We start from the raw sequence: 12371 nt of genomic DNA on the forward strand, positions 1-12371 counted from the left end.
GGGCTGAGGAAGGGTCAGGGGGTCGTCAGAAAGACCAGCCCCCGCCGGGCGAGTGCCGCCACCGCGGCACGCAAGGCCGCCGGATCCTCCGACGGCAGGCCGGCCAGGATCTCGCCCATCGTCGCGATGTCGCGGTCCAGCAGCAGTGCCAGGATCGCGCATTCCGGCGCATTCAGGTGGGTCGTCACGCCGCCAGCCCTGATGTCGGCCGGCCCCGTCGCCGGCAATACCGGGCGCCGGCGCAGGGCGGGCTGAACCAGAACCGCATCTTCCGGTCCGCCGGCCCCGGTGGCCAGCCCCAGGGCCATGGCCCCGGCCAGCGGGCGCGCCGCGGCCTGCGCCGCCTGGAAGCGGTCCAGATCCAGCCCGGCGCTCAGATCGGCCAGAACCGCCTTCAGCTGCGCTTCATACGCACCCCTTGCGGACGGATCCATCGGCACCGGTGCCGCCAGCCGGTCCGCCATCTCTCGCAGCCGCCAGCGCAACACCTCCGCCCCGTCCGGCCGCTGGATCGCCAGCGTCAGATGCAGCGACTGCCCGCCCGCCTCGGCAACCTCGGCACGGTGGTAGTCGCCCTTGGGCAGGAACAGCAGATCCCCGGGCGCCAGCACCATCTCCGCCTCGGGCGGGCCCGGATCGCGGCGGGGATCGACCGTGTCGCCGCCGAAGGGCGGGTCGCTGCGCCGGCCGTGACAGAACCAGCGCTTGCGGCCGGCGATCTGCACCACCAGCACGTCATGGCCGTCGCGATGGATCTGGAAGGCGCCATCCCGGGTGAAGCTGGCATAGGCATTGACGGTGACCGGCGCCTCGACATGACGTTCGACCATGGCGGCCAGCGCGGCCAGTGCCTGAACATGCCGATGCATGCCGAGCAGCACCAGGCTGGCCCCGCCCTGACACAGTGCCTGAAGCTGGGCATCCAGCAGCACCCGCCGGCCGTCGGGGGAAAGCCGGGTCAGCATCTCCAGCGGCACCTCGCGGCCCGCCCGCATCACCGAAACCTCGCCCTCGACCAGCGCCTGCGCCGACAGACGGGCATTCACGCCCGCCCATGGCAAAAGACCGGCACAGGCGGCTGCCTGTCCGGTCTTCACATGCAGGCGCTGCCCTGCCTCCATGGCCGCAGACAAAGGGCTGTCCGGGCATCGCCGCAGAAGATCTCTCAGTGTCGCGATCATGCAGGCCCTCAGGCCCCGCCATCAGGACGTGGTGGGACCTCCGTCGGGTTCGGCGACGTCCATCAACCGGGTCGCCGGCGCCAATGCCCAGACCTCAAGCGCCGGCCGCAGCCAGAGCGGGCGATCCTGAACCGGCTGCCGGTTTTCGGTCGCGATCTCGTTTCGCGTCATACTTCTGCCCCCAATGACAGACGATGGCATTATTGCCATCCTGCTTCTTGATATCTGATCTGCGGTGCACTGTCATCAGACCGAAAGGTCACCTGGGCAGCATGCTCTGCGGTGTCTGATAGACCTCGGCAAAATAGCCACGGAACAGGCGCATCGCGGGGCTGAGATCAACGCCCTGGCGCCAGGCCAGGCCGACATTCATCGGCGGCACCTCTTCGGCCATCACCACCGTTTCGATGCGTTTGCCTTCCAGCGACCAGGGCCGATAGACCATGTCCGACAGGATCGAGATCCCCTGGCCGTTGGCCACGATCGATCGAACCGCCTCGATCGACGAGGTGCGCAGGCGGATATTCGGCTGGTGTTGGGTGCGGTTCCAGTATTTCAGCGCCGAATGGGCGGCCTCGTCGACGGTCAGCATGATATAGGGCTCCTCCGCGATGTCGCCGAAACGCACCCGGTCGCGGCCGAGCAGCGGGTGCCCGGCCGGCAGCCATAACCGCCGCTGGCTCGACATCAGGGTTTCGGTGACCAGTTCCGGATTGTTGACGTTGGAGGTCAGCACCACCGCCATGTCGAAGCGGTTGGTGACCAGCCCGTCCTCGATCATCTCGCGGCTGAGTTCATAAAGCTGAATGCGCAGATTGGGATAGCGTCGCTCCAGCCGTTCCAGATGCTGGGGCAGGAAATAGCCGAGCACGGTATAGCTCGCCGCCACCGACAGCGTGCCCGAGAAGGCATCATCGGCGGTGCCCGGCTGCAGCGCTTCCTCGATGCTCGCCAGGATCCTGTAGCCCGCCGCCAGGAAACGGCGGCCGGCATCGGTCAGCTCCATGCCATGGGCGGTGCGGTCGAACAGCCGGCTGCCGGTCTCGGCCTCCAGCTCCTTGATCGCCGCGGTGATCGCCGATTGCGAGATCGACAATTCCTTGGCCGCCCGGGACACCTGCCCGAGCGTGGCAGTGGCCACGAAGTACTTCACGTGGCGGAAGTTGAGCGACATCCGCGACACCTTCTGATTTTCAGATAATGCCTCACCGCATTTTCGGAACAGATGCCTGAACGGGGGTCAGCGCCCTCGATGATATGCATGAGAATGAAGGATTTGAAAGAGCCGTTGAAGATTCAAGCGTTCAATTTTTTCGATAATGCATTCTCATAATTTAGAAATTGCCGAGGGGTTAAATCATGGATCACCATATTGTCATGAAGACGTGAACAAGCGCGTTCCGGTATCACGCCACCGCGTCGGATCGCATGCAGCAGGAGAGAGACGCTTGGCTAAAAGACTGGTCGATCTCAATTGTGATCTCGGTGAGAGCTTCGGCCACTGGACGATCAGTGAAGCTCCGGACGATGTCCTGCTCGACCTGATCAGCTCGGCCAATGTCGCCACCGGTTTCCATGCCGGCGACCCCAACCTGATGGACCGGGTGGTGCGGCTGGCGGCCGAACGCGGTGTGGCGCTGGGGGCCCATCCGGGCTTTCGCGACCTGCAGGGTTTCGGCCGGCGGGTGATCCAGGCCCGGCCGGAAGAGCTGGTGAACGACATCATCTATCAGCTGGGGGCGCTGCGCGAATTCGCCCGCCGTCACGGCGTTCGCCTTCAGCACGTCAAGCCGCATGGCGCACTCTATATGGAGGTCGCCCGCGACGAGACCCTGTCGCAGCTGCTGGTCGAGGCGCTGCTGAAGTCCAGCCCCGAAACCTATCTTTACTGCATGGACGTGTCGGTGACCTGCGCGGTCGCCCGCGCCGCGGGGCTGCCGGTGATCCGCGAATTCTATGCCGACCGCGACTACGACAACTCCGGTTCGATCGTCTTCGCCCGCCGGATGCGCGCGCTGGACCCCGAGGAGGTGGCCCGCAAATGCGTCCGGGCCTGCCTGGAGGGCCGGGTCCGCACCGTCGAGGGCGACGATATCGAGATCGAGTTCGAATCGATCTGCTTCCATTCCGACACGCCGGGCGCGCTCAAGATCGGCACCGCCATCCGCGCCGGGCTGATCGATGCCGGCATCCGCATCGCCAATGCCGCAGAGGTCGCCGCCGCGGCCTGACGACCACGCCCGCCCTTCTCTTCCCCCGCCCGTCTCTTCCCCCCGCCCGTTTCTTCCCCCCGCCCGTCTCTTCCCCCCCGCATCTCCACGGTCTCAAGCCCCCGAACCACACCCGCATTCCTGCCAGCCGGAAGGACCCTCATCGATGGCCGAAATCCGCTCGCCGCTTCCCGGTACCTTCTATCGCCGCCCGGCCCCGGACCAGCCGCCCTTCAAATCCGACGGCGACACGGTCGCGCCGGGCGAGGTGATCGGGCTGATCGAGGTGATGAAGTCGTTCATCGAGGTGAAGGCAGAGGTCGCCGGCACCATCACCCGCTTTCTGGCCGAGAACGAGACCCCGGTGATGGCGGGCGCGGTGCTCGCCGAGCTTGAAGGCTGAGGGCGCGATGGCGATCCGCAAGCTCTTCATCGCCAATCGGGGTGAGATTGCGGTGCGCATCGTCCGCGCCGCACAATCCCTCGGCATCGCCACGGTGCAGGGCCATTCCGAAGCCGATGCCGACATGCTGGCGGTGCGGCTGGCCGATCAGGCGGTGTGCATCGGTCCGGCCCCGGCGAAAGCCTCCTATCTGAACGCCGCCCGGATCATCGAGGCCGCAAAGGCCAGCGGCGCCGATGCGATCCACCCGGGCTACGGCTTCCTGGCGGAGAACGCCGCCTTTGCCGATGCCGTCGAGGCGGCGGGGCTGATCTTCGTCGGCCCCTCGGCCGAGACCATCCGGGTGATGGGCGACAAGGCCGCCGCCCGCGCCGCCGCCATCGCCGCCGGCGTGCCGGTGGTGCCCGGCTCCGAGGGTCGGCTTGCCGATGTCGAGGCCGCCGTGGCAGCGGCCGAGGCCGTCGGCTATCCGGTGATGATCAAGGCGACCGCCGGTGGCGGCGGCCGCGGCATCCGCATCGCCGGGACCGAGGCGGAGCTGCGCAGGCTGGCCCCGCAGGCAGCATCCGAGGCCGAGGCCGCCTTCGGCGATGGCGGGCTTTATCTGGAGCGGGTCATCCGCGATGCCCGGCATATCGAGGTCCAGATCCTGGGCGACGGCCGCCACGCCATCCATTGCTTCGAGCGCGAATGCTCCCTGCAGCGCCGGCGCCAGAAGGTCTGGGAAGAGGCCCCCGCCGCCTGCCTGGATGCCGCCACCCGCGCCGAGCTTTGCGCCTCGGCGGTGGCCCTTGCCCGTTCGGTCGACTATCGCGGCGCCGGCACGCTCGAATACCTCTATGACGAGGCGACCAACCGCTTCTACTTCATCGAGATGAACACCCGCATCCAGGTGGAGCATCCGGTGACCGAGATGGTGACCGGCATCGATCTGGTCGCCTGGATGATCCGCATCGCCGGCGGCGAGCCGCTCTCGATCGCACAACAGGATGTCCGCCTTCGCGGCCATGCGATCGAGGTCAGGATCAATGCCGAGGATCCCGCCAACGGCTTCATGCCCTTCCCCGGGCTGGTGGGCGCGATGTCGGTGCCAGATGCCCCGCATATCCGCTTCGACGGCATGATCTACGAAGGCTATCAGATCCCGCCCTTCTACGACTCGCTGCTGGCCAAGCTGATCGTGACCGGCGAGAGCCGCGGGGCTGCGATCGACGCGCTGGCGGCGGCGCTGGAGACGATCCGGATCGAGGGGCTCAAGACCACCATTCCGCTGCATGCGGCACTCGCCGCTTCGCCCGAGGTGCGCGAGGGCCGCACCCATACCCAGTTCCTCGAAGCCTGGCTGGCCGCAGGCGGCCTCGCCACCCGATAGGAGGACCGGATGAAGACGCGCTATTCCTTCGGGGGTGACGAGCACATCTTCGTCGAAATGGACGAAGAGATGTCGCTCGACGCCTTCTTCAAGGCGCTCACCATGAGCAACGCGGTCAAGGCCGCGGCGATCGCCGGGGTGACCGAGGTCTGCCCCGCCAATGCCAGTTTCCAGGTCAGGTTCGACCCCGACGTCATCGCGCCCGACGAGATGATGGCGAAGCTGAAGGCGCTGGAAGCTGCGGCCGAAGAGGGGCCGAAGCGCCTCGACACCCGGATCATCGAAATTCCGGTCTACTACCAGGATCCCTGGACCCACGAGACCCTGATGCGCTTCCGCGAGCGCCACCAGGACCCGAGCGGCACCGATCTGGACTATGCCGCCCGGATCAACGGGTTCGACGATGCCGCGGGCTTCATCCGCGCCCATCATTCCGCGCCCTGGTTCGTGTCGATGGTGGGCTTCGTCGCCGGCCTGCCCTTCCTCTACCAGCTGGTAGAGCGCGACCGGCAATTGCAGGTGCCGAAATATCTGCGCCCCCGCACCGATACGCCCAAGCTGACGGTGGGGTATGGCGGCTGTTTCTCGTGCATCTATTCGGTGCGCGGCGCCGGCGGCTATCAGATGTTCGGCATCACGCCCATGCCGATCTACGACCCCGAACAATCGATCTCGTACCTCCAGGACTTCATGGTCTTCTTCCGCCCGGGCGACATCGTGAAGTGGAAGCCGATCGACCGCGCCGAATACGACGCCATCACGGCCCGGGTTGCGGCGAACACCTATGTCCCGCGCATCCGCCCGGTTTCCTTCGATCTCGATGCCTTCAAGGCGGATATCGACGGCACCAACGCCCGGCTGATGGAGGCCCTCGATGGCGATTAAGGTTCTGAACCCCGGCCTCGCCACCACCGTCCAGGATCTGGGCCGGCCCGGCTATTTCCATCTGGGCATCCCCGTCTCGGGCGCGATGGACACCCTCTCGCTCATCGCCGCCAATCTGCTGGTCGGCAACCCGGCAAATGCGGCCGGGCTGGAGGCGGTGTTCCTGGGCCCGCAGCTCGAATTCCAGCGCGACGCCACGGTCGCCGTCACCGGCGCCGACCTGCCGCCGAAGCTCGACGGCGAGGCGAAACCCGGCTGGACCGCCTTCAAGGTCAAGGCCGGCCAGGTGCTGAGCTTCGACTATCTGAAGGCCGGCGCCCGCGCCTATGTCGCGGTCTCGGGCGGCATCGACGTGCCCGAGGCACTGGGCAGCCGCTCGACCTATGCGCTCGGCGCCCTCGGCGGCTTCCAGGGCCGGGCGCTCGCCGCGGGGGACCTTCTGCCGCTGGGCGAGGGGCCGGGGGCCGATGAAGGCCGCTCGGTCGCCCCAAGCCTGCGCCGCCTGCCCGGCACGCCGGCCGAAATCCGGGTGCTGCCCGGCCTCTACTGGCGTCTGATCACCGAAGAGGCCGGCCGCAACTTCTTCGACGACGACTGGAAGGTGGCGCCCGAGGCCGACCGCATCGGCTACCGCTTCCGCGGCGGCCGGCCGTTCAGCTTCGAGCCGCGCGAGCAGCCCTTCGGCGCCGGCTCCGACCCGTCCAACATCGTCGACGGTTGCTATCAATACGGCTCGATCCAGGTGCCGGGCGGCTCCGAGCCGATCGTGCTGCATCGCGATGCCGTGTCGGGCGGCGGCTATTTCACCCTGGGTGCGGTGATCTCGGCCGATATGGACCTGATCGGCCAGTTGCAGCCGCATACCCCCACCCGCTTCGTGAAGGTCGACATGGCGACCGCGCTCACCGCCCGCCGGGATCGCGCCTCGCTGATCGCCCGCCTGCACGATGCCCTGGTCTGACCGATGACCGGTCCTCCGGGCGGGGGAGACCGCCCGGAGGACCAGACCACCTGCCTACCCGCCTGAGCAAGAAGAAGACAGCCGAAAACAAGAACAAACACGAAACAACGTGAACGTTCAAAGACGACATCAGAGGCTCACGTCATGAAAAAGCTCGCGATCGCTCTTCTGGCCGGCACGCTCTTCACAGGCGCTGCCCAGGCCGCGGACTGGTTTCCCTATCCCGCCGCCGAGGTGACCCCGGCCTTCTCGGCCGACGGCACGTCGAAGGACATCGACTATGTGCCGCTCGACAAGGCGTCCAAGCCGTGGAACGTCTGCGTGTCCTTCCCGCACATGAAGGATGCCTACTGGCTGGGCGTCGACTATGGCGTCACCGAAGAGGCGAAGCGCCTGGGCGTGAAGCTGAACGTGGTCGAGGCCGGCGGCTATACCGAACTGCCCAGGCAGATCAGCCAGATCGAGGATTGCGTCGCCTCGGGCGCCCAGGCGGTGGTGATCGGCGCAATTTCCTATGACGGGCTCAACAATCTGGTCAAGGAACTGGCGGAAAAGAAGATCCCGGTGATCGACGTGATCAACGGCATCTCGTCGCCCGAACTGGCCGCCAAATCGCTGGTGTCGTTCTACACCATGGGCAGCGAGACCGGTAAGTATCTGGCCGCCAAGCATCCGGCCGGCTCCGCCCCGGTCAAGGTCGGCTGGTTCCCGGGGCCCGCGGGCGCCGGCTGGGTGGAAGCCGCGCATAAGGGTTTCATGGACGCGGTCAAGGGCTCGGCGGTTCAGGTGCTGGAACCGCGTTATGGCGATACCGGCAAGGAAGCCCAGCTGCGTCTGGTGGAAGACGTGCTCCAGGCCACGCCCGACGTCGCCTATATCGCCGGCACCGCGGTGACCGCCGAAGCCGCCCAGGGCCTGCTGCGGGAACGCGGCCTCACCGACAAGGTCGGCATCCTCGCCTTCTACATGACCCCCGGCGTCTATCAGGGCATCAGGCGCGGCTTCATCGAAGCGGCACCGGCCGACAGCATGGTCATTCAGGGCCGCATCGCCGTCGATCAGGCGGTGCGCATCCTGGAAGGCAAGGACTATGTGAAGCATGTCGGCCCGAAGATCTTCGTGGTCGACCAGAAGAACATCGGCAAGGTGGCGCGCGAAAGCATCCTGCCGCCCGAGAACTTCTCGCCGGTCTTCTCGGTGAACTGATACCGGGCCGATCCCGAACCGCTCCACCGGCGGGGTGCCGGATCCGTCCGCACCCTGCCGGTCTGCGCACCCCCGCAGTCAACGAGCAGGCAGCCCGAGACCATGGCCCAGACATCAGACACCAGCCCGCCGCCCCTGATCGAAACCCGGGGGCTGACCAAACGCTATCCGGGCGTCACGGCGCTGAACGCGGTCGATTTCGACCTCCGGCGCGGCGAGGTCCATGTGCTGTTCGGCGAGAACGGCGCCGGCAAATCCACACTCATCTCCATGCTCGCCGGCGCCTCGACGCCGAGCGAGGGCGAGATCCGCCTCGACGGCCGGCCGGTCGCCTTCCACTCGGTCGCCGATGCCCGCATGGCCGGGATTTCGGCGGTCTTTCAGGAATTCTCCCTGGTCCCGACCCTGTCGGTGGCCGAGAACATCTTCCTCGGCAACGAGTTGAAGACCGGGCCGTTCATCGACCGGCCGGCCATGCGCCGGGCCGCCGATGCGCTGTTCGCCCGGCTCGATTTCCGCATCGATCCGCGCCGCAGGGTGTCGGATCTCAGCCGTGCCGAACAGCAGATGGTCGAGATCGCCAAGGCGCTGCAGGGCAAGGTTTCGCTGCTGATCCTGGACGAGCCCACCGCCTCTCTGACCGATCGCGAGGTCGACCATCTGTTCAAGGTGGTGACGGCGATGAAGGCCCAGGGCGTCGGCATCATCTACATCTCGCATCGCATCCAGGAATTCGCCCGCATCGCCGACCGGATCACCGTGCTGCGCGACGGCACGAAGATCGGCACCTATCCGATGCAGGGCACCGACGAGGCGACGCTGGTCGAGCTGATGGCCGGCCGCGCGATCACCGAAATCTACCCCGCCATCGCCCATGCCCCCGGGGCGCCGCTGGTGACGATCCGCGGGCTGAAGGCCTGGGGTGTCGACGGCATCGATCTCGACATCCGCCCGGGCGAGGTGCTGGGGGTGGCGGGGCTGGTCGGCTCGGGCAAATCACGCGCCTTCCGCGCCATGATGGGTCTGCTGCCGGTCGATGCCGGCCGGGTGATCTGGCATGACCGGGAAGCGGCGCAGGATGTCACGGGCCGCTCCACCCGCGCCATGATGGCCGCGGGCGCGTACTATCTGCCGCCGGATCGCAAGACCGAGGGGCTGCAGCTTGCCTTCACGGTGCGCGACAACCTGGCTCAGGGGGTGCTGCCCGGTCTGCCCGGCCGGGGTCTGCTGCCCTGGCCGCGCATCCGCAAGACCTGCGAGCAGGTGGCGGAGCGGGTGGAACTGCCGCCCGCCTATCGCGGCCGGCCGGCCGCCCAGCTCTCGGGCGGCAACCAGCAGAAAACGCTGTTCGGCCGCGGGCTTGGCCGCGATTACGCGCTCTACGTCTTCGACGAGCCGACGGTCGGCGTCGACATGGGCGCCCGCGCCGCGATCTACCGGCTGATCCGCGATCTGGCCGAGGCCGGCAAGGCGGTGGTGGTGATCTCGTCGGATCTGCCCGAGGCGATGAACCTCGCCCACCGGCTGGTGGTCTTCTCCCGCGGCCGCATCGCCGCCGAACTCGGCCGCGAGGACATCTCGGAAGCGGCCGTCCTGGCGCATTTCTTCGCGGAAGAGGAGGAGGTCGCATGACCGACACGCCCGCACCCGCCACCGGCATGACCAAGGGACCCGCCCCCATGACCGATACCGCCCGGGGCGCCGCCGCCAACCCGCTGCGCCGCCTGTTCGTCCGTCTGGGTGTCCTGCCCTTCTTCCTGGCCGGGGCGCTGATCGTGTTCACGATCCTCTCCGACCGCTTTCTCACCGTCGACAATCTGGTCAATGTCGCCCGGCAGTCGGTCTATCTGATGCTGGTCTCTCTGGGCCAGATGCTGGTGCTGATCACCGGCGGCTTCGACCTGTCGGTGGGGGCCGCGGTCGCGGTCACCTCGGTGGTCTCGGCGCTGGTGATGACGGCGCTGGGTCAGCTCTTCCCCGATGCCGTCTGGCTGGTGATCGTGGCCGGCGCTGCCGCCGGCTTCTGCGCCGCCATGCTGATCGGCCTGGTCAACGGCATCGGCGTCGCCGCCTTCGGCGTCTCGCCCTTCATCATGACCCTGGGCGTCAGCTCGGTCGCGGCCGGCATTTCGCTGTTCCTGACCGGCGGCGTGCCGGTTTCCGGCCTGCCCTTCGAATTCGCCGACCTCTTCGGCTTCGGCCGGCTGTTCGGCGTGCCGGTGCCGGTGCTGGTCGCGGCGGTGGCGGCACTGGCCATGTGGGTGGTGATGAGCCGCACCCGCATCGGCATGCATGTCTATGCCATCGGCGGCAACATGAAGGCGGCGCATCTGTCGGCGATCGACACGAAGAAGGTGCTGGTCTTCGCCTATGTGATCTGCGCGCTGATCGCCTCGCTGACCGGGCTTCTGCTCACCGCCCGGGTGGAAAGCGGCGAGGCCAATCTGGGCGGCACCATCGCGCTGGAGAGCATCGCCGCCTGCGTCATCGCCGGCGTGTCGCTGCGCGGCGGCATCGGCCGGGTTGAAAACGTCGTGCTCGGCGCCTTCTTCATCGTTCTGGTCCAGAACGGCATGAACCTGGCGCAGATCAGTTCCTATATGCAGATGGTGCTGCTCGGCGCCCTGCTGATCCTGGCCGTGGTCTTCGACCAGATCCGCTACCGCATGCTGATGGGGCGGGGTTGACCCCCGCCCCCGTCACCGGGATCAGCTGCCGCTGCCGCCTGTAGACGCCGCCGTCTGACCGAAGAGCAGCTTCTTGCCCTCTTCGGTCACGGTCGGCCGCGACATGTAGGGCTCACCCTTTTCATAGGCGCGGACCGTGGCCGGCCGGGTGCGGATGTCGTCGAACCAGCGGCGCAGATCGGGGAAATCGTCCAGGGTCTGCTGCTGGCGCTTCCACGGCACCACCCAGGGATAGCTCGCCAGATCGGCGATGGAATAGTCGTCGCCCGCAATATAGCGCCGGCCCTTCAGCCGCCGGTCGAGCACGCCGTAAAGCCGGTTGGTCTCGTTCACATAGCGTGTGATGGCATAGGGCAGCTTCTCGGGCGCATAGAGCCCGAAATGATGGTTCTGCCCGGCCATGGGGCCAAGCCCGCCCACCTGCCAGAACAGCCATTCGGTGACGGTCTTGCGGGCGCGCAGTTCCGTGGGCAGCAGCCGGCCGGTCTTCTCGGCCAGATAGAGCAGGATCGCGCCCGATTCGAACACGCTGACCGGCGCGCCGCCATCGGCCGGCGCATGATCGACGATCGCCGGCATGCGGTTGTTGGGCGAGATCGCCAGGAAGTCCGGCTTGAACTGGTCGCCGGCGCTGATGTCGACCGGATGGATCCGATAATCCAGCCCGGTCTCTTCCAGGAACATGGTGATCTTGTGGCCGTTGGGGGTCGGCCAGTAATAGACGTCGATCATGGGCGGCCTCACCCGGCTTTGGGATAGTTGGATGGGAAGAGCGCGCGCTGCGCCTGTTCGTCGATCACGGTCTTAAACTCGTGATCGCTGCCCGCCCTGCGGGCCCGCTCTGCCGCCGGCCGGGCATCGACCGCCTGGAAGAGACGCTTCAGGTTGGGATAGTCGGCCAGCGGATCGGTCTTGCCCTTCAGCACCCGCTCGGCACGTTCCAGCCAGCCCCAGGCCGAGATGTCGGCGATGGTGTAGCTGTCGCCCGCGATCCAGTCGCGCCCGTCCAGATGCCGGTCCAGCACCTCGTAATGCCGCTCGGCCTCGCGCCGGTAGCGGTTGCGGGCATAGTCCAGCCCCTCGGGGGCGGCGTGCTGGAAATGCACCGCCTGGCCCGAGAACGGCCCCAGCCCCGAGGCGATGAACATCAGCCAGGACAGCAGCTCCGGCCGGTCCTGGGGCGCGCCCAGAAAGCTATTAGCCTTTTCGGCTATATAAATCAGAATCGCAGTCGAATCGAATACGCGCGCCGGCTTGCCGCCGGGCCCGTCGAGATCGACGATGGCCGGCACCTTGGCGTTGGGATTGATCGCCAGGAAGGCCGGATCGTGCTGCTCACCCTTGCGGGTATCGACCGGCACCAGCTCGTAGGGCAGACCAGTTTCCTCCAGCAGCAGCGCCACCTTCGCCGGGTTCGGGGTCGGGTGATAATAGAAGCGGATCACGAGGGCTACCCTCTCTGTTTT

At 67.1% G+C, this 12371-nt stretch carries 13 protein-coding genes; 8 read left to right on the forward strand and 5 right to left on the reverse strand.

Features of this window, described 5'->3' with window-relative positions:
* Window positions 1-14: 14 nt before the first annotated feature.
* The 3 genes from WI697_RS08050 to WI697_RS08060 all read right to left on the reverse strand — a co-directional run bounded on the left by WI697_RS08050 (window position 15) and on the right by WI697_RS08060 (window position 2355).
* Window positions 15-1133 (reverse strand): JmjC domain-containing protein, encoded by a 1119-nt coding sequence (locus tag WI697_RS08050; RefSeq protein ID WP_345958087.1) that lies wholly within the window; start codon window positions 1131-1133, stop codon window positions 15-17.
* A gap of 69 nt (window positions 1134-1202) precedes the next feature.
* Window positions 1203-1352: a hypothetical protein gene (locus WI697_RS08055; RefSeq protein ID WP_345958088.1), complete on the reverse strand. Its 150-nt coding sequence runs from the start codon at window positions 1350-1352 to the stop codon at window positions 1203-1205.
* A gap of 88 nt (window positions 1353-1440) precedes the next feature.
* Window positions 1441-2355, reverse strand: coding sequence for a LysR family transcriptional regulator (locus WI697_RS08060; RefSeq protein WP_041604849.1), 915 nt, complete (start codon window positions 2353-2355; stop codon window positions 1441-1443).
* 274 nt (window positions 2356-2629) lie between these two features.
* On the opposite strand from WI697_RS08060, the gene WI697_RS08065 reads away from it, so the two are divergent.
* The 8 genes from WI697_RS08065 to WI697_RS08100 all read left to right on the forward strand — a co-directional run bounded on the left by WI697_RS08065 (window position 2630) and on the right by WI697_RS08100 (window position 10905).
* Window positions 2630-3412: a 5-oxoprolinase subunit PxpA gene (locus WI697_RS08065; RefSeq protein ID WP_062766114.1), complete on the forward strand. Its 783-nt coding sequence runs from the start codon at window positions 2630-2632 to the stop codon at window positions 3410-3412.
* Window positions 3413-3557: 145 nt separating this feature from the next.
* Window positions 3558-3794 carry an acetyl-CoA carboxylase gene (locus WI697_RS08070; RefSeq protein ID WP_014744670.1) on the forward strand — a complete coding sequence of 79 codons (237 nt, stop codon included), beginning with the start codon at window positions 3558-3560 and terminating at the stop codon, window positions 3792-3794.
* 7 nt (window positions 3795-3801) lie between these two features.
* A complete protein-coding gene (locus WI697_RS08075; RefSeq protein WP_345958089.1) occupies window positions 3802-5166 on the forward strand; it encodes an acetyl-CoA carboxylase biotin carboxylase subunit in 1365 nt (454 codons plus the stop codon).
* Window positions 5167-5175: 9 nt separating this feature from the next.
* Entirely contained in the window at window positions 5176-6051 is an 876-nt protein-coding gene (locus tag WI697_RS08080; RefSeq protein WP_296719119.1) for a 5-oxoprolinase subunit B family protein, read from the forward strand.
* Entirely contained in the window at window positions 6041-7012 is a 972-nt protein-coding gene (locus WI697_RS08085) for a 5-oxoprolinase subunit C family protein (protein ID WP_345958090.1), read from the forward strand. Before WI697_RS08080 ends, WI697_RS08085 begins: the two co-directional genes overlap by 11 nt.
* Window positions 7013-7156: 144 nt before the next feature.
* Window positions 7157-8218 (forward strand): TMAO reductase system periplasmic protein TorT, encoded by a 1062-nt coding sequence (torT, locus tag WI697_RS08090; RefSeq protein ID WP_345958091.1) that lies wholly within the window; start codon window positions 7157-7159, stop codon window positions 8216-8218.
* Window positions 8219-8320: 102 nt separating this feature from the next.
* Window positions 8321-9850 (forward strand): sugar ABC transporter ATP-binding protein, encoded by a 1530-nt coding sequence (locus tag WI697_RS08095; RefSeq protein ID WP_062766133.1) that lies wholly within the window; start codon window positions 8321-8323, stop codon window positions 9848-9850.
* Window positions 9851-9897: 47 nt separating this feature from the next.
* On the forward strand, window positions 9898-10905 hold the full coding sequence (locus tag WI697_RS08100; RefSeq protein ID WP_062766243.1) for an ABC transporter permease: 1008 nt from the start codon (window positions 9898-9900) through the stop codon (window positions 10903-10905).
* A 21-nt stretch (window positions 10906-10926) separates the two neighbouring features.
* Here WI697_RS08100 and WI697_RS08105 read toward each other — a convergent pair whose 3' ends face one another.
* Entirely contained in the window at window positions 10927-11637 is a 711-nt protein-coding gene (locus tag WI697_RS08105; RefSeq protein WP_345958092.1) for a glutathione binding-like protein, read from the reverse strand.
* Between the two features lie 8 nt (window positions 11638-11645).
* On the reverse strand, window positions 11646-12350 hold the full coding sequence (locus WI697_RS08110) for a glutathione S-transferase family protein (RefSeq protein ID WP_345958093.1): 705 nt from the start codon (window positions 12348-12350) through the stop codon (window positions 11646-11648).
* Window positions 12351-12371 lie beyond the last annotated feature (21 nt).

This window comes from Tistrella mobilis, from assembly GCF_039634785.1.
Lineage (GTDB): Bacteria > Pseudomonadota > Alphaproteobacteria > Tistrellales > Tistrellaceae > Tistrella > Tistrella mobilis.

Bases quoted from the DNA above. Each gene is read 5' to 3' on its own strand.
- WI697_RS08055 (WP_345958088.1), bottom strand. From the start codon at position 1,352: ATGACGCGAAACGAGATCGCGACCGAAAACCGGCAGCCGGTTCAGGAT.
- WI697_RS08085 (WP_345958090.1), top strand. From the start codon at position 6,041: ATGGCGATTAAGGTTCTGAACCCCGGCCTCGCCACCACCGTCCAGGAT.
- WI697_RS08100 (WP_062766243.1), top strand. From the start codon at position 9,898: ATGACCGATACCGCCCGGGGCGCCGCCGCCAACCCGCTGCGCCGCCTG.
- WI697_RS08095 (WP_062766133.1), top strand. From the start codon at position 8,321: ATGGCCCAGACATCAGACACCAGCCCGCCGCCCCTGATCGAAACCCGG.
- WI697_RS08105 (WP_345958092.1), bottom strand. From the start codon at position 11,637: ATGATCGACGTCTATTACTGGCCGACCCCCAACGGCCACAAGATCACC.
- torT (WP_345958091.1), top strand. From the start codon at position 7,157: ATGAAAAAGCTCGCGATCGCTCTTCTGGCCGGCACGCTCTTCACAGGC.
- WI697_RS08070 (WP_014744670.1), top strand. From the start codon at position 3,558: ATGGCCGAAATCCGCTCGCCGCTTCCCGGTACCTTCTATCGCCGCCCG.
- WI697_RS08075 (WP_345958089.1), top strand. From the start codon at position 3,802: ATGGCGATCCGCAAGCTCTTCATCGCCAATCGGGGTGAGATTGCGGTG.
- WI697_RS08060 (WP_041604849.1), bottom strand. From the start codon at position 2,355: ATGTCGCTCAACTTCCGCCACGTGAAGTACTTCGTGGCCACTGCCACG.
- WI697_RS08080 (WP_296719119.1), top strand. From the start codon at position 5,176: ATGAAGACGCGCTATTCCTTCGGGGGTGACGAGCACATCTTCGTCGAA.